This is a genomic window from Clostridium ganghwense (assembly GCF_026735165.1).
GTDB classification, from domain to species: Bacteria; Bacillota; Clostridia; order Clostridiales; family Clostridiaceae; genus Clostridium_H; species Clostridium_H ganghwense.
In genome coordinates this window covers 106977-128295 of record NZ_JAPQES010000007.1, presented here as the reverse complement: position 1 = coordinate 128295, position 21319 = coordinate 106977, and the positions used below count along the sequence as shown (strand labels likewise).

Below are 21319 nucleotides of genomic sequence, written 5' to 3'. Positions count from 1 at the left end.
ATATATTGATAGTGAACATAATTTCATTAGATATATTTTATTTAAGTTTAGGGGGTTTGAACATGTATCGTTTACCATATAGCAATCAAAGTGAAGCTGCAAACTCATTTAAAAAATTTATGAGTGACAAAAACAAAAGATATACTGCTAGACCTTTGGATAGGTATCATCCTGCTACCACAAGGTGGTTATTAATACCAAGCACAAGTTGCCCTGCTTACAATTATGGTAAATATTCATTTTTGATAGAAGATAAAACAATGTTGATAGGCCTATACGTAGAAAAAGGTCTAGGACCAAAAGCATGTGGATTATATGATCCTAATCAAATCATCAATAGGAATTGGATATGGTATCAATTCTATGAAGATATGAAATCTGGAAAAATAGATGAGATTATTTCTGAAATTATCAAGAATAATCAACAATCAATCTACTTCTCAGTTGATGGTTATATAGATGATATTGCGAAATTAGAATATCATTATGTTGTATATGAAGACAGAATTGAAACTATTAAAAGTAGTAATAAGTTAGATAACCTTAACCAAATAACGAGAATATCTCAGATTCCTGAAAGTCTATCAACGTTGGAATACCTTGACTGGATGTGGTTAAATTTTTATATTGAAGTCCCATTTATAAAAAATGATGTAGATAATAATAATTTGAATACAATAAGTGAATATGATTTATATAAAAATGTATTAGAGCCATTAGAAAAATGGGTTAAATGACTTAACCTTTCAAGTAAATAAAACATATATCATACTATTAGATTATACAACACTAAAAGTACTAATTCTTTAGCACTTTTTTATATGTCTCTCCCCTATCTCTTCTATAATTCATAGGTAAATAAATATCAAATAGCTAATATATGTAATACTATGATATAATTATCTAAAAGTAATTTATTAGAAAATTGTATTATGATATGAGGGAAATGAGGGATAATTTGAACTGGTTAGGTCTATGTCCAATTATTATAGGGTTAATTTATTTAATGTATTCCATTTTATCCAGAAATAAAGTTATATGGTATCATAGAAGTGAAAAAATGATTGTGCTAAAAGAAGAAAGTTTCTTTAAGTTACAACTGTATTTTTCAATTGCAAATTCAATATATATGATAGCATTAGGAGTAATAATTATTATATATAATCTAGAAAATATATATGTCGTAGGCTCTCCAATACCTTTTCATTTTTTGAATTATTTATTTAAAATAGTAAGTAAGATGAAAGGATATGCTAAATATGAGTAATATAATAATTATATTTAAATATTGACACACAAACAAATGTTTGGTATATTCTAGTTAGAAACCCAATTTGAGGTTCAAAAAATCTATATATAGAGGTTCATGAAACCCATTTACAAGTCTAAAAGCTTGTAGTGGGTTTTTATTATTTTTTGAAACTAAGGAGGAATAAATAATATGAAGGTAGCAGTATACAATCGGGTGAGCACAGAAGAACAGGTTGGTAGAGACACGATTGAAAATCAAGTTATTTTTGCTAATAAATATTGTGATTTACATCAATTAGATATATACAAGTTTTATAAAGAAGAAGGTATTTCAGGTACTATTCCACTTGAACAAAGACCTGAAGGTAAACAATTAATTGAAGATGCTAAAAATAAAAATTTTGATACCTTATTGGTTTATAAATTAGATAGATTAGGTAGATCTGCCAGAGTTACTTTAAACTCAATATATGAGCTAGAAAGCTACGGAATACAAATTAAGAGTATGACAGAGCCTTTTGACACTTCTAATCCTAGTGGTCGCTTCATGATTACAATGCTTGCTGGAGTTGCTGACTTAGAAAGAGAAACTATTTTAGAACGTATGTGGCATGGTGCTAATCGTGCTGCTAGAGATGGAAGATGGCTTGGAGGTATAGTTCCCTATGGATATTATGTAGATAAAAATAAATACCCTCAGATAAACAATAAAACTATTCCTAATGTTAATATAAGCGAAGCTGATATAGTAAGATTAATTTTTGATATGGTCGCTAATAAAGGTTATAGTACTATAAAACTTGCAAATTACTTAAATACTATGAAAATGCCAACTCATTATAGTAAGGACCATAGAGGTAAAACAGCTAATATATGGAGACCTAATAATATAATAAGAATGATAAGAAATAAAACTTATATGGGTATACATGAATATGGGAAACGTTCTAAAAAACAACGTGAGTTAATAGAAAGAAAGGTTCCAGCTATAGTATCTGAGGATATTTGGAATAAAGCTCAACAAGTCTTGACCAATAATCAAATTGAATCTATGAAAAATGCTAAAAGAAGTTATCTTCTAAGAGGATTAATTAAATGTGGTGAGTGTGGCCTTACTTATCAAGGAGTTCGCTATGGATCTGATACAAAATTCTATTATATTTGTGGTGGTAAGACTGCTTATAGAGGACCTAAACAAGGTAAATGCTCTAGTAAAAACATACCTGCTTTATTTATTGAAGAAATGGTATGGAATGATACAGTTAATTTTATAAATAATCCTGGAGAAATTATTAAGGTTTTAGAGGAGAATATAAAAGATAACAAAGGAGAAATTAATAAGCTACAGCAAGAAAAGAAAACTCTATTAGCTCAAATGAACAATAAAGAAGCAGAAAAACAATCTATACTAGACTTATTCCGTAAAAATATTATAACTGCTAAAGATGTGGAAATCCAATTACAAAAGATAGATGAAGAAACTACAGCTACTCAAAAAATAATAACTGAAATTGATAAAAGTATTAATTCTACTATAAACTTAAAACAAAAATTTGATAGTGCTGAAACATTATTAAAAGACTTTCAAATAAAAATAAAAAAAGAACTGTCTTTTGAGGAAAAAAGAAATATTATTAGATCTTTAGTTAAAGAAATAATAATAAACACTAATGAAGTTAATGGAAGATTAAAAGCTAGCATATCCGTTAAATATTCTTTTTTCAATGTTGTTAACCACACGGACAAGGATTCATAGCACCAACAAGCATAAAATTAGCTGGATACGTAACACTTCCACTAAGTCTAGAAATTTTTATAACTCTGTCTTCTAAGGGCTGTCTTAAAACCTCTAAAACTTTCTTATTAAATTCTAATATCTCATCTAAAAATAGCACTCCATTATGAGCTAACGAAATTTCTCCAGGTATAAGTTTACTGCCGCCGCCCACTAAAGCTATAGAAGAACATGTATGATGAGGACTTCTAAAGGGTCTTTCTACAATCAAACCATTTGTTTTTTCTAAATTTCCAGAAATGCTATATATTTTTGTTACTTCTAAAGATTCTTCATAAGTCAATTTTGGTAATATTGTAGGAATTCTCTTTGCTATCATTGTCTTACCACATCCAGGCGATCCATGCAAAATTATATTATGTCCTCCAGATGCTGCTACTTCTACAGCTCTTTTACAACTTTCTTGTCCAATAACCTCACTGAAATCATTAAAAAAACAATTATTATTGTTGATTCCTTTGTTTTTAAAAGGCATTAAATCTCTATATTTAATAAAATAAATTACTTGTTTTAAATTTTCAAAAGGATAAATATTGGCTTTATTAATAACTGAACATTCTTCTGCATTATCAATAGGAACAATAAAGTCACTAATACCATTATTAACACCTTCAATCACAATAGGTAGTGACCCTTTAACCTTTTTTAGTTCTCCCAATAATGATAACTCTCCCATAAATATAAAATTTTCTATATCATTCATATTTACTTGTTGAGTTGCTGTTAAAATTCCTAATGCTATAGGTAAATCAAATAATGAACCTTCTTTCCTCAAATCCGCAGGAGCAAGATTAATAGTTATTCTTTTAATAGGAAATTCAAAACCTGAATTTATAATTGCTGCTCTTACTCTTTCTTTAGATTCTTTTACTGCGGTATCTGCTAAACCAACAATATTAAAAGCTGGTAAACCTGGAGATATATCAACTTCTACATTAACAATTGTTCCATTTATTCCAGTAAATGTTGCTGAATTTATTTTTATTGCCATCAAATCACCTCTAAATAAAATTATTACCACTTATTTTTTATGTAATCATATTTCGATATTTATTTTGTTTACTTTTATTTTAATTTACATAATTAAAACTATGTAAAGATATGTACCTCTATATTATTTATATTTCTATTGTACTTTTATGAATAAACAATTATTTTTTTGATAATAATTAAAATATTGAATTAATTATTATAGGAGTGTTTTCAATGGTTGGTTATAATAAAAAAATTGGTACACATGGAGAAAATTTAGCCCAATCTTATTTAGAAAAATTAGGCTATAAAATATTAGCAAACAATTTTAGATGTAAGGTAGGAGAAATAGATATTATTACTCTTTTTCCCAATACAAATTATATATGTTTTGTAGAAGTAAAAAGTAGGTTTACTAGTGTCTATGGTCGCCCTTGTGAATCTATTACGTATAAAAAAATACTTAATTTACGTCATACTGCTGAATTTTATATAATGAAAAATAAATTATATAATTATAATTTTAGATTTGATGTCATTGAAATCATATTTAACAATAATAATACTGATTACTTATTAGAACATATTAAAAATGCTTTTTAAAATCAACAAAAAATCAAAACTAATTATATAAATTATAAATAGTTTCTTGTATATTGTTTAACTTATCTAATCTATTCCACTAGTCAGAACCATATTTACATATATACCATTTCCCCCTATACTAGAGAATTCTTAGATAGATACTATCCAAGTTCTTCGTATCTTTCATTATCTTATTTCTTTTATCAAGACTCTACTTTCTCTTTTCATTCTTTTCAAGCTTTTTTTAATACTAGTACAACTTCAATAAAATTTTTCATATTACATTTATTCTAGTATTTTTATCTTTTATTAAATTACTAAATTTAATATATATGCATTTCTGGAAATTTAGAAAAAACAAATGGTTTGATTGTAGAAAGACCCTTTAGAAGTCCTCATCATACATGTTCTTCTATAGCTTTAGTGGGCGGCGGCAGTAAACTTATACCTGGAGAAATTTCGTTAGCTCATAATGGAGTGCTATTTTTAGATGATATATTAGAATTTAATAAGAAAGTTTTAGAGGTTTTAAGACAGCCCTTAGAAGACAGAGTTATAAAAATTTCTAGACTTAGTGGAAGTGTTACGTATCCAGCTAATTTTATGCTTGTTGGTGCTATGAATCCTTGTCCGTGTGGTTTCTGGCGAAGTGGAACTAAGGAATGTACATGTAGTGACTATGAAAGGAGTTTGTTTTCAAAATATACTTTAAGTTTACTTTTGATTATTATATTTATATACTTGATTTCAAATACATTTCATTAATTTTGTTTTCTTATTTTTTATAATTTAATTAGGGTTTACATTTAAAATTCAATTTACATAATTTAAAATATGTGAATTAAATTTTAAAATTATTTTTCCTGAATATAAGTTCCATCGTCATACCTCGCGCATCCTTTTTAAATAAAAGAGAACCTATTACTGAGTCAGTTCCAAAGTAACTGCTCTAGGTTCTCTAAATATGTCTTGTTAAATTTTAAGAACTATAATAAATTATATATGAAATTCATTGTGTAAAAGATTCACCAAGGAATTTTCACACTATTCTTAATACTATTATAATATAAAATTATATATAAAATCCATTAAATTTATCATTTTTCGTCATTTTTTTTGTAACTGTATTCTCTTTAGTTGTAATTTATATATTTTTTATTATTTTTTCTAATTCATTTAATATTGCTTCTTTTAAATCTATATTAGCATCATATATATTAATTTTGCATTGGAAACATTAATAGTATTGCCCATAATATTAATTATACTTAAGTTCTTTTAAAATGTATAATTAATATTCTTTAATTTATTAGCCACAGCTTAAAATATACTTATACTCCTAAATAAAATAAGGATACTACGCTAAGCAGTATCCTTTAAAAATAATAATTAATCTTTTGATTTTCCTAAAACATACATAACTACTTGATCATTAGTTTCTGATGAAAAAGTAGTTGTATACCTATCAATAAGTTGCCATCCTTGACTAAGAAATTCATTAACTTCATTTGTACTTGAAGTTTCAATTACTTTTGTGATATTAAATAACTCTTCAGAAACCATTTTTATACCACCCTTCACATATAATATTCCACAAAAGTACTTGGAATGTAACAGGGAAATTATGGGTTACGGATTATTCAGCAATTGGTAAAAAATAATTTTCTTCATTTTCTTTATTTACCTTAACCATATATTAGCAATATTTATTAACCGTTTTAAAACCTGATTTATTGTAAAATTTCTCTTTATCAGCTGTTGCTAGATAAAGAGTTCTTACTTGCATTTCTTTCTGATTTAATAGCTTTTCTATCATCTCATTTCCTATTCCTTTTCCTCTATAGTCTGGATGAACTAATACATCAATTATTGTTGCCCATCTAACTTCATCACTCAATCCCCCTTGACATTCCTATTAACTTGTCATTATCCCACACCGTTATAATACAAGAGGATTTTTTATAATTTTTTGCCAATCATCATATTTGTATGTAACTTTCCAAGTTGCATAATTAAAATAAAAATTCTTTACTTGAAATATATTAATTTCCTTTGAATTACAAAATCTAATTATAAGATAAATTTCTCCTTAATAATATGGTTCCATAAGTATATTCAACATTTTTTTAGGATTATTTATAACCTCTTTCATAATCATATAATTGTCTGTTTCTTCATATTTAATTACTTCAAACTCATCTTCTAAATGTAAAATAATTGCATGCATATGCCATTATAATTGGTGAAAATTACAAAAAATCATTCACCATATGAGTACTCATGTAATGACCATCCACCACATACCCCATTAGCCCCTAATTCATCAATTTTTCTGCAACATTATAAAAACTTTCTGTTCGTAAGAAAAAACCATCATCAGTTTTTTAATTTCTTTTATTACTTTAATATATTTAAACAAGCCTGAATGAGAATCTCTAGTTGAAAAATTAAAATTCTTTGTTCTCCAAAACCATAAGCAATTGCAAGTGCTTCTAAAATACTTAATTTACCTGATCCATTCTCACCTATAATAAACATAACTCTTGGATGAAAATTTAAAGTATGTAAATTACGGATTGCTGATAAAGAAAATGAAGATATTTTATCTCTACGTAATTCTATACTTCTTAAATATTGGTCAATTTTTGATAATTTCACAATCCTCCCCGTCATATATTTGGATCTGTTAAGTTATATGACATTGTTCTTCTCAACCCTATAAAATATAATAAGTTTGCTAACAACCAAATATCCCCCCAAGAAGTAGAGAAGAGCAATGAACAAAACAAATGTAAAATGCCCTCGTTGCCATTCCGATAAACTATATAAGTTCGGATTTGATAAGCAGGCTAATCAAAAATATCAATGTAAAAAATGTAACCACGTAATTGTTCAAGATCATAACCTCAATATAGATATGGCTTCTAGCACAGCTGTGTCAGGGTCTCTTTCTATTAAGGGAATGACATTCTCACTACATACCATCTTACCTGCTTTAACGTTGTATTTTTTAATAACTCATGACTAAGAGCAATTTAACAATTTCTGTTAGTTTCATACAATATAAAGATTTCACATGTTATTATAGCTATTGAACTAATAAATTTGCTCCTTACTTTAAAGCGAAAGCTGATAAGTTTAAGACTAGTTTAAATTTGCAATCTGATGAAACAGTTATTTTCATTAATGGTGAACGTTATTATTTATGACTAGCTATTGACTCCGAAACACGATTTGTTTTGGCCTTTCATCTAACAAAATCACGTAGTGAGGATTCAGTATTTACACTAATAAACCAAGTTAAACAAGTTGGAAATCCATAAAGCTTTATAACTCATAGACTACCTTCATATAATCAAACTGCAGTGAAGCTGTTGAATGAAAGCAATCATGTGCCTGTTACTCCTATGTCTAGTGACATAACTAATAACTTAATAGAATCTTTTAATAAAACATTCAAAACATGGTATAAAGCTAAAAAGGTTTTAATTCTTTTGAGAAAGCAAATAATCTAATATCCTTATTTATCTTTCACTACAACTTTATTAGACCTCATGGTTCACTAAATAAACTAACTTCTGGTGAAATAGCAGGGTTTCAAAGTGATAGCTTAAATAAATTCTCTTGGTTTGTAGCTACATAGTCTTTATTAATATCTTTGATTAACCTGCAAAAATCCGCTTTATTGCAGGTTTGTTTACCATACAATAAAATGTTCAAACTTATATGGTTTTCAAAGAACGAGTAATTCTACGAAATATTAAGCTTTTTTTCATATCAGCTTAACAGATTCATATATTTAATATTTTTTGCTTATCTTCTATATGAGATAATACTGTATAAATTATATTATATTTTTATTTAAGTAATTTAGGTTTACATTCTGTAGTTAGTTTACATAATTATAAATATGTAAACTAATTTTTATATATAGTTTATTCTTAAGCTATATATAAAGTAACAGGCTGTTGATATTTTATCAACAGCCTGAAAATTAACTAATAAAGTAGTTTTTTTATTTTAAAACATATTTAATATATTCTTTAAAAAGCTTTTTCTATGTATATGAGTAGGTCCATATTTTTTTATTGCTTTTATATGATTTTGTGTTCCATAACCCACATTTTTATCAAACTCATACTTAGAATATGTATCAGCATATTTCTTCATAAGATTATCTCTATATACTTTAGCTATAATAGAAGCACAAGCTATACTTGCACTTTTTGCATCTCCTTTAACTACAAATTCATTAGGATAAGCACAATTTTTTATTGCATATCCATCTGATAAAATTAAATTTGGTTTTATCTTTACACCTTCATAAGCTCTTTTTAATACTTCATTATTAGACCAAGCTATTCCCTTATTATCTATTTCATTATTGTCTATTTGAACTATAGAATAACTAATAGCTTTTTCTTTAATTATTTTATCAAGTTCTTCCCTTAACTTTAAAGATAATTTTTTTGAGTCATTGATATGCAATATTAAATCACTGTCACTTTCATAATTTAAATCTAAAACAACTGCTGCTGCTACTATTGGTCCTGCTAATGGACCTCTTCCAACTTCATCAACACCTACAATATATCCATTTTCTAAAAACTTTCTGTCAAAATTATATAGATTTTTTACTCTATTTATTTCTTTTTCTCTATTTATTATACTTTTACGTACATTTTCACTTAATTTTTGAACTGTTTTTCTATTATCTTTTTCCAGAAAATTTAAAATTGAATCATAATCACAATCATTATATTTTAATGCTGATGATATATATTTTTTTACGTCTGAAGATTTCATCTTACTAAAATCTAACTCTAACACTTTATCACGGCCTTTCAAGTGATATGGGTCCTAACTTACCACCTCTAAACTCATCTAGTATAAGAACAGCTACTCTATTATAATCAATATTTCCACCTGAAATTACAGCACCTCTTTTTCTTGCAATATTGTCCATGTTCTCTAATGCTTCATCACTTAAAGAACTTAACTTATATCTTTCCATTAATCTTTTAGGATAATTCTTTTGTACTCTTTCTATTAATCTAAGAGCTAAAGTTTCTATATCCATAATTTCATCTTTAATAGCTCCTGTAAAAGCTAAATTCAGTCCTACTTCCTCATCTTCGAACTTTGGCCATAACACTCCTGGAGTATCTAAAAGCTCTATACCCATCTTAGTCTTTATCCACTGTTTACTTCTTGTAACTCCTGGTTTATCTCCAACTTTTGCTCTATTATTTTTAGCCATTCTATTAATAAAAGAAGATTTTCCAACATTAGGTATACCCACAACCATTACTCTAGTAGTAATATTAACTAAACCTTTTGCTTTAAGTTTATCATGTTTATCTTTTAACAGTTCATCTAACAAAGGTTTAATACTATTCATTCCTTTACCACTAAGAGAATTTACAGTTGTAACCTTTACTAAATCGTTAGATAACGTTTGTATCCAATGTTTAGTTACTTCTTTCTCTGCTAAATCACTCTTATTTAAAAGAATTATTCTAGGTTTATCTTTACATATTTCATCAATATCCGGATTTTTACTCGATTTTATAATTCTTGCATCTCTTATTTCTATTATTGCATCAACAAATTTAAGATTTTCTTTAATTTCTCTTCTGGTTTTTGCCATATGTCCTGGAAACCAATTAATTGCCATATTACATAAAACCTCCTATGTGTAATTTTCATCATAATAATTATTATGATTATTTTATGCTTTAAATATAAATATATAAAAAAAAGGGACTTAACAGTCCCTATTTCTTATCTTATTAATTCTCTAACTTTTGCTGCCTTACCTACTCTATCTCTTAAGTAGTATAATTTAGCTCTTCTAACTTTACCTCTTCTTACAACCTTTATGTTTTCTACTAATGGAGAATTTATAGGGAAAGTTCTTTCAACACCAGTACCATAAGCTACTCTTCTTACAGTAAATGTTTCTCTTATTCCACCATTTTGTTTTTTAATTACAGTTCCTTCAAAAGCTTGGATTCTTTCCTTATTTCCTTCTTTGATTCTTACATCAATTCTAACTGTATCTCCAACATTGAATTCAGTTACATCTTTTTTAATTTGTTCAGCTTCTATAGCTTTTATTATATCTAACATGTGCATTCCCTCCTTATATTTTTTTGACGTTCTTAATCTATGTGTATATTAGACAGAGGACCGCCCGTACTAGCACGAAGCTTATTCTACCATAAAAATATATTTTTTTCAATACAAATTTGATATTTTGACAATAAATTCATTTAAATTTTTTTATCCTTTAATATCTTTTTATCCTCTACAGATAAATTTAATTTTTCAAACAAATCCCGTCTTCTTTCTCTTGTAATTAAAAGCGATTGTTTTCTTCTCCACTTTCGTATATTTTCATGATGTCCTGAAAGCAAAACCCCTGGTACCTTTTGTTCCTCAAAGCATTCGGGTCTTGTATATTGTGGATACTCTAAAACACCCTCATAAAAAGATTCTTCCATGAAACTTTCACTACAAGATAATACTCCTGGTACTAATCTACAAATACTATCAACAATAGGAATACAGGCCATTTCTCCACCAGTTAAAACGAAATCACCAAGAGAAATTTCCATATCTATATAATTATATATTCTCTCATCAATACCTTCATAATGTCCACATAAAAATATCATTTCTTTTTCTTTTGATAGTTCTTTAGCCATATCCTGATTAAACGTTTTACCTCTAGGACCTAAAAAAATAACTTTACCATTATTTTCTCTTTTCATTGCCCTTATTGAATCTACTATTGGTTGAGGTGTCATCACCATTCCAGCACCTCCACCATAAGGATAATCATCTACCTTTTTATGCCTATTTAGAGAATAGTCTCTTATATTGTGGGCTTTAATATTTAATATATTTTTTTCTACGGCTCTACCTAATATGCTGTGATTAAAAATCTCAAACATTTCTGGAAAAAGGGTTAAAATATCTATCCTCATTGCCATATATCCAGTGGTTTTATTACTATTTTTTTATTATTTGTGTCTATATTAAGTATAATGTCCTTAAGAGCTGGAATTAACACTTCATTTTCACCTTTTACCCAGTATACATCATTACTTCCTGTATAAATTATCTCATCTACGGTTCCTAATTTTTTGCCCGTTTCCTCATAAACTTCACAGCCTACAATATCTACTTCAAAATAAGTATCTTGATCAAGTTGTACTGCATCTTCTCTTTTAACTTTTATTAATTTATTTTTTAATTTTATAGCATCTTCAATAGAGTCTACTCCTTCAATTTTTACAATAACCTTTTTAGGTTGAAATTTACATCCTACTACCCTTATTTCTTCTCCATCAATATATGCCCTCTCTAAGCTTTTAAACCTATTAGCATCATCAGTAGTAGACTGTACTTTTACTTCTCCTTTAAGACCATGAGTATTTATTATTTTACCTACAGTTAAAAACTGTTCCATAAACTTCATACTCCTTTTATATTAATATATTTTAAAAGAGTTAGGAAACCCTAACTCTTTCTACATAAATTTATTATATGTAACTAAATTATTTCTACAACAACTCTTTTATTTTCTTTTATAGCTGCTGCTTTAACAACAGTTCTTATAGCTTTCGCTATTCTTCCCTGCTTACCTATTACTTTGCCCATATCATCTGGGGCTACTTTCAATTCAAGAATTATTGATTGTTCACCAACAATTTCATTAACACTAACCATTTCTGGGTCGTCAACTAATGCTTTAGCTATTACTTCTAGTAAATCTTTCATCTACTACACCCCCAGGTTACTATTTAGAAAGTTTTTCGTTTATTCCAGCTTTAGTGAAAAGCTTTTTAACTACATCTGTAGGTTGTGCACCATTCTTTACCCATTTAACAGCTTTTTCTTCATCTATTTTTATAGTTTTTGGTTCTGAAACTGGGTTGTAGTAACCTATTTCTTCGATGAATCTTCCATCTCTTGGAGATCTTGAATCAGCAACAACTACTCTATAAAACGGAGCTTTTTTAGCACCCATTCTTTTTAATCTGATTTTAACAGCCATTTATTTCACCTCCTTTAAAATATACATATCTATTTACATGAATGGAAATTTCCCAAACATACCTTTTTTAAAAGATTTCTGTTGACCTTTCATCTGTTTCATCATTTTCTTCATCATCTGAAAATCTTTTAATAACTTGTTAACTTGTTGAACTGTTGTACCTGAACCTTTAGCAATTCTTCTTTTTCTTGATGGTGAACTGCTTACTAAATCAGGATTTTTTCTTTCTTTAGCAGTCATTGAATTAATGATTGCTTCTATTTTTTTCATTTCCTTTTCACTTTGGCTAAGATCAATTCCTTCAAGTTGTTTAGTATTAACACCAGGCATCATTTCAAGAATTTTAGTCATAGGTCCCATTTTCTTTATTTGAGACATAGATTCTTTGAAATCCTCTAAATTAAATTCCAATTTCATCATTCTATTTCCAAGTTCTTTTGCTTTCTCTTCATCAATAGCTTCTTGAGCTTTCTCAATTAAAGATAAAACATCTCCCATGCCTAGTATTCTTGAAGCCATTCTATCTGGATGAAATACCTCAAGGTCATTCATTTTTTCTCCAAGACCAACAAACTTAATTGGCTTTCCAGTTACTTTCTTGATAGAAAGAGCAGCACCACCTCTTGTATCACCATCTAGTTTTGTAAGAACAACTCCAGTAATATCAAGCTTCTCATTAAAACTTTTTGCAACATTAACAGCATCCTGACCAGTCATTGAATCAACAACAAGTAATATTTCATTTGGATTTACGTTAGTTTTAATGCTTTCAAGCTCATCCATCAAGTTTTCATCTATATGAAGTCTTCCAGCTGTATCTATTATAACTACATTCAAATCATTATTTTGTGCATGTTCTATAGATGCTTTAGCAATATCAACAGGATTTACTTTATCTCCCATAGAAAATACTGGCACATCAATTTGCTTACCTACAACCTGAAGTTGTTTGATAGCAGCTGGTCTGTAAATATCACAAGCAACTAATAGAGGTTTTTTGTTTTTCTTTCTTAGCTGAAGAGCTAATTTCCCACCCATAGTAGTCTTACCAGCACCTTGAAGACCTGCTAACATAATAACTGTCATGCCTTTTTGTGAAAATTCAATCTTACTTTCTGTTGTTCCCATGAGTTCTTTCAATTCTTCATTAACTATTTTTATAACGTGCTGACCAGGGGTTAAACTTTGCATAACCTCTTTTCCTGAACACTTTTCACTTGTCTTTTTCACAAAGTCTTTTACAATTTTATAGTTAACATCAGCTTCAAGTAAAGCTAATTTCACTTCTCTCATGGCTTCTTTTATATCTTTTTCAGACAGCTTACCTTTGCCTTTTAGTTTTTTCAAAGTTTCTTGAAGTTTTGACGCTAATCCTTCAAATGCCATCTTAAACCTCCTAAATAAACTCACTAATATAAGCTTTCAATTCTTGCAAATCTACTTCTATCTGCTTATCTTCACTTTTTTCTTGGAGTCTATTAATTTTTTTTATAATGACTTCTTTTTTTTTCTTTATATTATTATTCTTTTCTATAAGTTTTAATTTATCTTCATATTCACTAAGTATCTTATTGCCACGTTTTATAATATCATATATTGCCTGTCTACTAGTATTTGTAAGTTCTGAAATTTCTGCTAAAGATAAATCTTGATTAAAATAAAGCTCCATAATATCCTTTTGTTTTTCAGTTAAAAGCTCTTTATAATAATCTAACAAAATAGAAGTTCTTATTCTATCTTCCATGTAATCACCAACTCACAAATAAGATAATATCAAAAACTTGTATTGGTGTCAAGTATTTTTACTTAACACCTTGTTTTTTTTTAGAAAAGTGCTTCTACAAAATCTTCAGCATTAAATTCTTGCAGATCCTCAATTCCCTCTCCTACACCTATAAGCTTTACAGGAATATTCAATTGATGTTTTATTGCTATAACAACTCCACCTTTGGCAGTTCCGTCAAGCTTTGTCAATATAATTCCATCAATAGGACAAACTTCTGTAAACTGCTTAGCTTGTTGAAGAGCATTTTGTCCTGTAGTAGCATCTAAAACTAATAATGTTTCCTTACTTGCTTCATTATATTCTCTATCAATTATTCTGTTTATTTTTTCAAGTTCATTCATCAAATTCTTTTTATTATGAAGTCTACCAGCTGTATCACAAATAAGAACATCTGCTTTTCTAGCTTTTGAAGCTTGTATTGCATCAAATACTACGGCTCCTGGATCTGACCCTTCTTGATGTCTTATTATATCTACACCAGCTCTATTACTCCATACCTCTAATTGATCTATTGCCGCCGCTCTAAAAGTATCTGCTGCAGCCATAACTACTTTATAACCATCCATTTTCAACTTTGATGATATTTTCCCTATAGAAGTTGTTTTACCAGCTCCATTAACACCTATAACCAATGTAACAAGAGGTGTGGTTTTAGGTTTTATACCGCCTTCATCTTTTCCTTCACAAAGCACTTCAACCAATACTTCTTTTAAGCAAGAATATACCTCTTTAGGATCTTTGATTTTCTTTTCTTTTACTTTAATCTTTACTCTTTCAATAATGTCTAGTGATGTATCTACTCCTATATCAGCCGTTATAAGGATTTCTTCTAATTCCTCATATAACTCCTCATCAATTTTTACAGCTAAATTTAATACTTCTGAAACCTTCTCTGTTAAATTATCCTTAGTTTTAGAAAGTCCACTCTTTAATTTTTCAAATAAATTCCCTAGCATATTTTCATCTCCTTTATATGTTTTAATTTGCTTTACTTAGATCCACTGAAACAATTTTAGATACTCCTTTTTCTTCCATTGTAACCCCATATAAAACATCTCCAGCTTCCATACTCCCTTTTCTATGGGTTATTATTATAAATTGAGTATTATTTGAGAATTTTTTCAAAAACTCTGAATATCTAGCTACATTAGAATCATCTAAAGCAGCTTCTATTTCATCTAAAATACAAAATGGAGTAGGCTTCATTTTTAGTATTGCAAATAACAATGCAATAGCCGACAATCCTTTTTCTCCTCCTGACATTAGATTTATATTTTGCAGCTTTTTACCAGGAGGTTGTACGTTTATTTCTATATTTGCACTTAATTCATCCCCATCCTCCAATATTAAATCTGCATTTCCTCCTTTAAATAATTCTTTAAATGTTTCATTAAAATTCTTTCTTAATTTAACAAAGTTTTCACGAAAAACTGCTTTCATTTTATCAGTCATTTCACTAACAACACTTTTCAGTTCCTCTTTAGCTTTAATTAAATCTTCTTTTTGAGCACTCATAAAATTATATTTTTCAATAAGTTCATCATATTCCTCAATGGCTCCCAAATTAACTACTCCTAAATTTGAAATTTGATTTTTATATATTGCTATATCCTTCTTGAATTCTTCAATATTTATATTATCTATTTTAAATTCTAGAGCTTCTGCATACGTTAATTCCATTTCTTCATTTAATTTTTTATATACTGCTTCTTTCTCAGCCTCATTTCTTGCTAAAGAAACTTGTATATTATTCTTTGCACGTTCATTTTTGTCACTTAATAAAACAAGCTTTTCTAAATTCTCAGTAAAACTTTTTATACTATCTTTTATCTTTAATCTTTTAATCTCACTTTCTTTAAATTTTTCATCTAAATCATTTATTATTTCATTAATCTCTTCAATCTTTTTTTCATTATTAGTTATTTTTTCTTTTGCAAAATCTACATTTTGCCTTGCTTCTTTATTTTCACTTTCTAAGTTATATATTTCTTTTTCTAATGATTGTATTTCGCCTTCTATTCTATTTAAATCATTATATCTATTTGATACATTCTCATCAATCTGAGCTTTTTTAATTTTTAATTCAGTAATATTTTCTCTCTTATTCTTAACGTTTTCTTTTTCAATCTCAAATTCTAATTCTAGAGAAGATATTTTTATATTGTTCTCTTTTTCCAGTAAAATTAATTCTTCAATTTTATTTTGCTTATTTGTCAAATTGCTAAGACTATTATTTAAAGTGTCTTCAATTAATACTATTTCATTCTTTGATACATTCAAATCTCTTTTTAACTTTTCATTATCATTATCAATAGCACTAATTTTACCATTTATCTTAGTCTTCTCTATATTTTCATAATGAATTTCATCTCTTAAGTTTAAACAAGTATCATCCATTTCTTTTATACTTATTTTTTGGGCATCAATCTTATCTGTTAACTCACGTATATTTTCATCATATTCCTTTAATTTTGAAGACAATCCTTCTATTTCTCTTTTTCTGCTAATTATGTTTGTATTCTTGTGGTATATGCTTCCTCCCGTTAGTGCTCCTCCAACATTTATAACTTCTCCCTCTAGAGTAACAATTTTAAATCTATACCCACTTTCTTTTGCAAGTAAAAGTGCACTATCCATATTCTCTGCAATTACTGTTCTCCCCAAAACATAGTCAATAGTATTTGCATATTTAACCTCATACTCTATAAGTTCACTAGCTATTCCTATATAGCCTTTAATGTTTTTTAGTTTTTCCGTCATGTGTATTTTTTTACCTTTTATAATATTTATAGGTAAAAATGTAGCTCTTCCTAACTTATTATGTTTTAAGTAGCCAATAAGTTTTGTGGCAATCTTTTCATTGTCAGTAATAATATTAGATATTGCTCCACCTAAAGCAACTTCAATAGCAGTTTCATATTTTTGTCCTACCTTTATTATTTCTCCTAATATGTATGCCTTATTTTTTGCTTCAGAAATTCTATCTTTATCTATATGTTGCATTAAATTTTTAACAGATTTATTATATCCTTCATATTGTTTCTCTAAATTTATAAGTGCATTACAATTAGCTTCTATCTTATTATACTCAATTGTAAATTCTTTAAGCTTACTTTCATCCTTTGCTTGCTTTCTATTTTCAACAGCTATAGCTTTTTTATACTGTTTTATTTGTTCTTCGTATTGATTTATTTTATTATCGATATTTAAAATTTCATTTTTTAGCATGTCTTTTGTAGAATAATTTATCTTAATTGAGTTAATATATGCTTCACTAGCCCCTCTACACTCTTCTAATTTATTCTTTAAGGTATTCATATCATTTTCTAAAATTACTAAATCATTTTTATTTTTTGTAATTTCACTTATCAATTGAACTTGATGTGCTTTAGAATTTTTTATTAATTTATCATTATTTTCAATATTGAAATTAATTTTACTTATTTCTTTTTCAAAATTTGATATATCAGTGTTTATAGAATTTTGTTCATTTTTAAGAGCTTTATTAGATACTTCTTGAGTATTTCTCTCATTTTTTAATCCTACTAATTTTTCATTAAACTGTTGTACACCCCTAGAAGTTCTTTCAATAGTACTTTCTAAATTACTAATTCTTTCATTTAGAAGATCAATTTCTGCTAATAAATTTTGAATCATCGTTTTACTATTATAATATCTTTTTCTTTCATCATTGTTTTCTAATTCAAATTTTTCTAATTCTTCATTTGCCTGTTGAAGCTTTTCTTTTATATTTCTTTTTTCTTCTAATAATTTTCTTAAATTAACATCATTTTCATCTATTTCATTTTGAAATGAAATAATTTTCTTTTCTATAATATCGATATTATAAATAGTTAAATTTACTTCTTTACTTTTTAACAACTTTGATAATTCAAGAAATTGCTTAGCCTTTTCATTTTCATTTTTTAAAGGCTCTAACCGTTCTTCATATGTACTGAAAATATCATTTATTCTTTGTATGTTTTGCTCTGTATTTTCAAGTTTTTTTTCCGCCTCTACTTTTCTTGTTTTAAACTTAACAATACCTGCTGCTTCTTCTAAAAGACTTCTTCTTTCTTCAGGCTTTCCACTCAAAACAGCTTCAATTTTACCTTGTCCTATGATTGAATATCCTTCTTTACCTATACCCGTATCCATAAAAAGTTCCTGAATATCTTTTAGCCTACATTTAGTATTATTTAAATAATATTCACTTTCTCCTGATCTAAAAAGCCTACGCATTATGGTTACATCAGTATATTCTATAGGAAGTTGCCCATCACTATTGTCTAAAATTAGAGTTACTTGTGCAAGACTAACAGGTTTTCTGTATTGTGTTCCTGCAAAAATAACATCTTGCATTTTTCCTCCTCTTAAATTTTTAACACTCTGTTCACCAAGCACCCACTTAACTGCATCAGAAATGTTGCTTTTACCACTTCCATTTGGACCTACTACCGCTGTAATTCCTCTCTTAAAAACTAATTCTGTTTTATCTGCAAAGGATTTAAAGCCTCTTATTTCAAGTGACTTCAAAAACATACTTATCTCTCCTATTTTAATTATAAATTTTACTAAAACTTAATTGTATATGTAGTCACATATTTATTTGATACAACTTTTACCTATATAATTTTATAGCATATGGCTTTAAATATCAATTATAAGTCAAAATAAAAAAAAACCGTGCAGAGCACGGTTTATTTTATCTAGGTTCTACTATAAATTTTATAGCCGTTCTTTCTTCACCATCTATAGATATTTGAGAAAATGCAGGAATAACCACTAAATCGATTCCATTTGGTGCAACAAATCCTCTGGTAATAGCTAATGCTTTAACTGCTTGATTTACTGCTCCTGCTCCTACTGCTTGAAGTTCAACACTTCCACATTCTCTAAGTACGGCCGCAAGTGCACCTGCTACTGATTTTGGTTGAGATTGAGCTGATACTTTTAATATTTCCATTTTAAATCCTCCCTACAAAATTTATTATTGTATATTTTTGCATATCTTATAGGGAATATATTCTATAAATTTTCCAAATATCCTTCTTTATACTTTTTTTTCAAATATTCTTCGAATGATATATTTTTACATGTATTATCAAATATTAACAATACATGTCCTCGTTTAATATCATTTTTTTGTAAAACTTTGATTTTTTTTGTTTTTATTTGAATCTTCATGTCATTAAAAAATTTTTTTCTATGTGCATATAATTTTGAGATATCCTTACTATTTATGTAAATTGTATATTCTTCACATTCATTATTTTTGATTTCTTCAAAAATTATATCATTATATATACTTCCCTCAACCAATTCTCTGAAAGCAGGATGAAACGGACCTGATACAATATCTTTCCCCAAATTTATTTCTTCTGTGGGTTGAAGACCAATTCTTATTACATTAATATCATTAGCTACAAACATAGAATATATAATCTTACTAATCTTCACTGCTTCTTCTAAAGTATAAGGACTATAATTACTACTATTATACATTTTTTCCATTGGAGTATCTTTAATTACTAGTGCTGGATATATTCTTGCAATATGTGGTTTTAGTTTAATAACCTTCTTAGCAGTTTCTATATCTTTTTCAAAATTATCTCCTGGAAGTCCTAACATAACTTGATGACCTAATATAAATCCCTTTTCTTTTATAAGCTTAGAAGCCCTAGCTACATCATTTTCATCATGCCCTCTACCAGCTTTTAAGAGAACTTCATTATCTAAAGATTGGATTCCTAATTCAATTATATCGGCAGAATAATTTCTTAGATTCTCTAGTATATCCTCATCAATATAATCTGGTCTTGTAGATAAATGTATATAATCAATATAACCTTTATCTTTATATTTTTTTGCAACAGCTAATAATTCTCTTTGCTTATTTATATCTATTGCTGTAAAAGTTCCTCCAAAAAATGAAACTTCTACAACAGCATTTTCTCTATTTATAGTTTTTAGATATTCTTCTATGATATTCTCTACAAATTCTGAAGTAACTTTATCCGCTTTCCCAGTAATACTATTTTGATTACAAAAAACACAATTATGAGGACATCCTTCATGTGGTACAAATATAGGGATTATATAATGAGATTTACTCATATTTATCCTCCAAATTTTGAAGCGCTTCCTTAGCAGCATTTTGTTCAGATTCCTTTTTGCTATATCCTTCTCCTACACCCTTAGCTACAGAATCAATCAACACTTCTGTAAAGAACTTCCTTCTATGAGGAGGTCCTTCATATCCAGTTAGATTATATTCTATGATATATTCTCCAAATTTTTGAATAGTTTCTTGTAATTTTGTTTTGTAATCAATTATTATCTCATTGCTATGAGCCTTTTCAATAATTTCTTTAAAATTTTCTATTATAAATGACTTAGCACTATCATATCCTTGATCCAGATAAATAGCAGCAATTATTGCTTCAACACAATCAGCTAATATGGATATTCTTGTCCTCCCTCCAGTCATTTCTTCGCCTTTGCTCATATTAATGTACTTTCCAATATCCCATTTCCTAGCCACATTATAAAGTGAATTACCACATACTATAAGCGCCCTCTTCTTAGTTAAAAATCCTTCTGGCATATCTTTGTATTTATTGAACAAAAGTTCTGAAATACACAATTGAAGTATAGAATCACCTAAAAATTCTAAACGTTCATTATGCTCTATACTTTTATTTTCATTAACACACGAACTATGCGTCAATGCAGTATTTAATAAATTAATATCTTTAAATTTAATATTTAGTTTATCTTCTAATTTCTTGAGGATATACTCTCTATTCTCTTTCATAAAAACAGCTCCTCTATTCTAATAGAAATTTGAAGTCCCGCTAATTAC

The 21319-nt window shown here is 27.8% G+C and carries 22 protein-coding genes and 3 pseudogenes; 6 read left to right on the top strand and 19 right to left on the bottom strand.

Features of this window, described 5'->3' with window-relative positions; all coding sequences use genetic code 11:
* Positions 1-62 precede the first annotated feature (62 nt).
* From OXH55_RS17435 to OXH55_RS17425, 3 genes are all read left to right on the top strand, one after another.
* Complete coding sequence (locus tag OXH55_RS17435) at positions 63-737, top strand: hypothetical protein (protein WP_268051386.1); 675 nt, start codon at positions 63-65, stop codon at positions 735-737.
* 221 nt (positions 738-958) lie between these two features.
* Positions 959-1267, top strand: coding sequence for a hypothetical protein (locus tag OXH55_RS17430; protein ID WP_268051384.1), 309 nt, complete (start codon positions 959-961; stop codon positions 1265-1267).
* Positions 1268-1441: 174 nt separating this feature from the next.
* Complete coding sequence (locus OXH55_RS17425; RefSeq protein ID WP_268051383.1) at positions 1442-3007, top strand: recombinase family protein; 1566 nt, start codon at positions 1442-1444, stop codon at positions 3005-3007.
* On the opposite strand, the pseudogene OXH55_RS17420 reads toward OXH55_RS17425, so the two are convergent.
* A pseudogene (locus OXH55_RS17420) lies at positions 2985-4037 on the bottom strand (YifB family Mg chelatase-like AAA ATPase); the annotation flags it as partial. The gene OXH55_RS17425 and the pseudogene OXH55_RS17420 sit on opposite strands and share 23 nt — an antisense overlap.
* 215 nt (positions 4038-4252) lie before the next feature.
* Between OXH55_RS17420 and OXH55_RS17415 the strand changes: the two are divergent.
* Together OXH55_RS17415 and OXH55_RS17410 are read left to right on the top strand one after the other, a co-directional pair.
* A complete protein-coding gene (locus OXH55_RS17415; protein ID WP_268051381.1) occupies positions 4253-4621 on the top strand; it encodes a YraN family protein in 369 nt (122 codons plus the stop codon).
* A 318-nt stretch (positions 4622-4939) separates the two neighbouring features.
* Positions 4940-5287: pseudogene (locus OXH55_RS17410) on the top strand (ATP-binding protein); the annotation flags it as partial.
* Between the two features lie 705 nt (positions 5288-5992).
* Here OXH55_RS17410 and OXH55_RS17405 read toward each other — a convergent pair.
* The 4 genes from OXH55_RS17405 to OXH55_RS20150 form a co-directional block, all read right to left on the bottom strand.
* Positions 5993-6166: a hypothetical protein gene (locus OXH55_RS17405; RefSeq protein ID WP_268051380.1), complete on the bottom strand. Its 174-nt coding sequence runs from the start codon at positions 6164-6166 to the stop codon at positions 5993-5995.
* Between the two features lie 133 nt (positions 6167-6299).
* Positions 6300-6500, bottom strand: a complete 201-nt coding sequence (locus OXH55_RS17400; protein ID WP_268051379.1) for a GNAT family N-acetyltransferase — start codon at positions 6498-6500, stop codon at positions 6300-6302.
* A 192-nt stretch (positions 6501-6692) separates the two neighbouring features.
* Positions 6693-6830, bottom strand: coding sequence for a hypothetical protein (locus tag OXH55_RS20155; RefSeq protein WP_336296795.1), 138 nt, complete (start codon positions 6828-6830; stop codon positions 6693-6695).
* A 170-nt stretch (positions 6831-7000) separates the two neighbouring features.
* A complete protein-coding gene (locus OXH55_RS20150; protein WP_336296794.1) occupies positions 7001-7261 on the bottom strand; it encodes an AAA family ATPase in 261 nt (86 codons plus the stop codon).
* A 118-nt stretch (positions 7262-7379) separates the two neighbouring features.
* Between OXH55_RS20150 and OXH55_RS17390 the strand changes: the two are divergent.
* Positions 7380-8246 (top strand): annotated as a pseudogene (locus OXH55_RS17390) (IS6 family transposase).
* A gap of 377 nt (positions 8247-8623) precedes the next feature.
* Here the strand turns inward: OXH55_RS17390 and OXH55_RS17385 are convergent.
* The 14 genes from OXH55_RS17385 to rnc form a co-directional block, all read right to left on the bottom strand.
* On the bottom strand, positions 8624-9409 hold the full coding sequence (locus tag OXH55_RS17385; protein ID WP_268051628.1) for a ribonuclease HII: 786 nt from the start codon (positions 9407-9409) through the stop codon (positions 8624-8626).
* 28 nt (positions 9410-9437) lie between these two features.
* Positions 9438-10280, bottom strand: coding sequence for a ribosome biogenesis GTPase YlqF (ylqF, locus tag OXH55_RS17380; protein WP_268051377.1), 843 nt, complete (start codon positions 10278-10280; stop codon positions 9438-9440).
* A gap of 107 nt (positions 10281-10387) precedes the next feature.
* A complete protein-coding gene (gene rplS / locus OXH55_RS17375; protein ID WP_268051376.1) occupies positions 10388-10735 on the bottom strand; it encodes a 50S ribosomal protein L19 in 348 nt (115 codons plus the stop codon).
* Positions 10736-10878: 143 nt separating this feature from the next.
* Positions 10879-11595: a tRNA (guanosine(37)-N1)-methyltransferase TrmD gene (gene trmD, locus OXH55_RS17370; protein ID WP_268051374.1), complete on the bottom strand. Its 717-nt coding sequence runs from the start codon at positions 11593-11595 to the stop codon at positions 10879-10881.
* Positions 11592-12080: a ribosome maturation factor RimM gene (rimM, locus tag OXH55_RS17365; RefSeq protein WP_268051373.1), complete on the bottom strand. Its 489-nt coding sequence runs from the start codon at positions 12078-12080 to the stop codon at positions 11592-11594. The genes trmD and rimM overlap by 4 nt, the downstream gene beginning before the upstream one ends.
* Positions 12081-12163: 83 nt before the next feature.
* On the bottom strand, positions 12164-12391 hold the full coding sequence (locus tag OXH55_RS17360) for a KH domain-containing protein (RefSeq protein ID WP_268051372.1): 228 nt from the start codon (positions 12389-12391) through the stop codon (positions 12164-12166).
* Between the two features lie 19 nt (positions 12392-12410).
* Complete coding sequence (gene rpsP, locus OXH55_RS17355) at positions 12411-12668, bottom strand: 30S ribosomal protein S16 (RefSeq protein WP_268051371.1); 258 nt, start codon at positions 12666-12668, stop codon at positions 12411-12413.
* A 33-nt stretch (positions 12669-12701) separates the two neighbouring features.
* Complete coding sequence (gene ffh, locus OXH55_RS17350) at positions 12702-14054, bottom strand: signal recognition particle protein (RefSeq protein ID WP_268051370.1); 1353 nt, start codon at positions 14052-14054, stop codon at positions 12702-12704.
* A gap of 10 nt (positions 14055-14064) precedes the next feature.
* Complete coding sequence (locus OXH55_RS17345) at positions 14065-14412, bottom strand: putative DNA-binding protein (protein ID WP_268051368.1); 348 nt, start codon at positions 14410-14412, stop codon at positions 14065-14067.
* 80 nt (positions 14413-14492) lie between these two features.
* Positions 14493-15410, bottom strand: coding sequence for a signal recognition particle-docking protein FtsY (ftsY, locus tag OXH55_RS17340; RefSeq protein WP_268051366.1), 918 nt, complete (start codon positions 15408-15410; stop codon positions 14493-14495).
* 22 nt (positions 15411-15432) lie between these two features.
* Positions 15433-18996: a chromosome segregation protein SMC gene (gene smc / locus OXH55_RS17335; protein WP_268051365.1), complete on the bottom strand. Its 3564-nt coding sequence runs from the start codon at positions 18994-18996 to the stop codon at positions 15433-15435.
* Positions 18997-19159: 163 nt separating this feature from the next.
* Positions 19160-19420 carry a stage V sporulation protein S gene (locus tag OXH55_RS17330; RefSeq protein WP_268051364.1) on the bottom strand — a complete coding sequence of 87 codons (261 nt, stop codon included), beginning with the start codon at positions 19418-19420 and terminating at the stop codon, positions 19160-19162.
* 62 nt (positions 19421-19482) lie between these two features.
* Positions 19483-20571, bottom strand: a complete 1089-nt coding sequence (locus OXH55_RS17325; RefSeq protein WP_268051363.1) for an elongator complex protein 3 — start codon at positions 20569-20571, stop codon at positions 19483-19485.
* Positions 20564-21271, bottom strand: a complete 708-nt coding sequence (gene rnc / locus OXH55_RS17320; RefSeq protein WP_268051362.1) for a ribonuclease III — start codon at positions 21269-21271, stop codon at positions 20564-20566. The genes OXH55_RS17325 and rnc overlap by 8 nt, the downstream gene beginning before the upstream one ends.
* Positions 21272-21319: the final 48 nt, after the last annotated feature.

Coding starts and splice junctions, on each gene's coding strand:
- OXH55_RS17435 (WP_268051386.1), top strand. CDS start 63: ATGTATCGTTTACCATATAGCAATCAAAGTGAAGCTGCAAACTCATTT.
- OXH55_RS17425 (WP_268051383.1), top strand. CDS start 1,442: ATGAAGGTAGCAGTATACAATCGGGTGAGCACAGAAGAACAGGTTGGT.
- OXH55_RS17415 (WP_268051381.1), top strand. CDS start 4,253: ATGGTTGGTTATAATAAAAAAATTGGTACACATGGAGAAAATTTAGCC.
- OXH55_RS17405 (WP_268051380.1), bottom strand. CDS start 6,166: ATGGTTTCTGAAGAGTTATTTAATATCACAAAAGTAATTGAAACTTCA.
- OXH55_RS20155 (WP_336296795.1), bottom strand. CDS start 6,830: ATGCATGCAATTATTTTACATTTAGAAGATGAGTTTGAAGTAATTAAA.
- OXH55_RS17385 (WP_268051628.1), bottom strand. CDS start 9,409: ATGAAATCTTCAGACGTAAAAAAATATATATCATCAGCATTAAAATAT.
- ylqF (WP_268051377.1), bottom strand. CDS start 10,280: ATGGCAATTAATTGGTTTCCAGGACATATGGCAAAAACCAGAAGAGAA.
- rplS (WP_268051376.1), bottom strand. CDS start 10,735: ATGTTAGATATAATAAAAGCTATAGAAGCTGAACAAATTAAAAAAGAT.
- trmD (WP_268051374.1), bottom strand. CDS start 11,595: ATGAGGATAGATATTTTAACCCTTTTTCCAGAAATGTTTGAGATTTTT.
- rimM (WP_268051373.1), bottom strand. CDS start 12,080: ATGGAACAGTTTTTAACTGTAGGTAAAATAATAAATACTCATGGTCTT.
- OXH55_RS17360 (WP_268051372.1), bottom strand. CDS start 12,391: ATGAAAGATTTACTAGAAGTAATAGCTAAAGCATTAGTTGACGACCCA.
- rpsP (WP_268051371.1), bottom strand. CDS start 12,668: ATGGCTGTTAAAATCAGATTAAAAAGAATGGGTGCTAAAAAAGCTCCG.
- ffh (WP_268051370.1), bottom strand. CDS start 14,054: ATGGCATTTGAAGGATTAGCGTCAAAACTTCAAGAAACTTTGAAAAAA.
- OXH55_RS17345 (WP_268051368.1), bottom strand. CDS start 14,412: ATGGAAGATAGAATAAGAACTTCTATTTTGTTAGATTATTATAAAGAG.
- ftsY (WP_268051366.1), bottom strand. CDS start 15,410: ATGCTAGGGAATTTATTTGAAAAATTAAAGAGTGGACTTTCTAAAACT.
- smc (WP_268051365.1), bottom strand. CDS start 18,996: ATGTTTTTGAAGTCACTTGAAATAAGAGGCTTTAAATCCTTTGCAGAT.
- OXH55_RS17330 (WP_268051364.1), bottom strand. CDS start 19,420: ATGGAAATATTAAAAGTATCAGCTCAATCTCAACCAAAATCAGTAGCA.
- OXH55_RS17325 (WP_268051363.1), bottom strand. CDS start 20,571: ATGAGTAAATCTCATTATATAATCCCTATATTTGTACCACATGAAGGA.
- rnc (WP_268051362.1), bottom strand. CDS start 21,271: ATGAAAGAGAATAGAGAGTATATCCTCAAGAAATTAGAAGATAAACTA.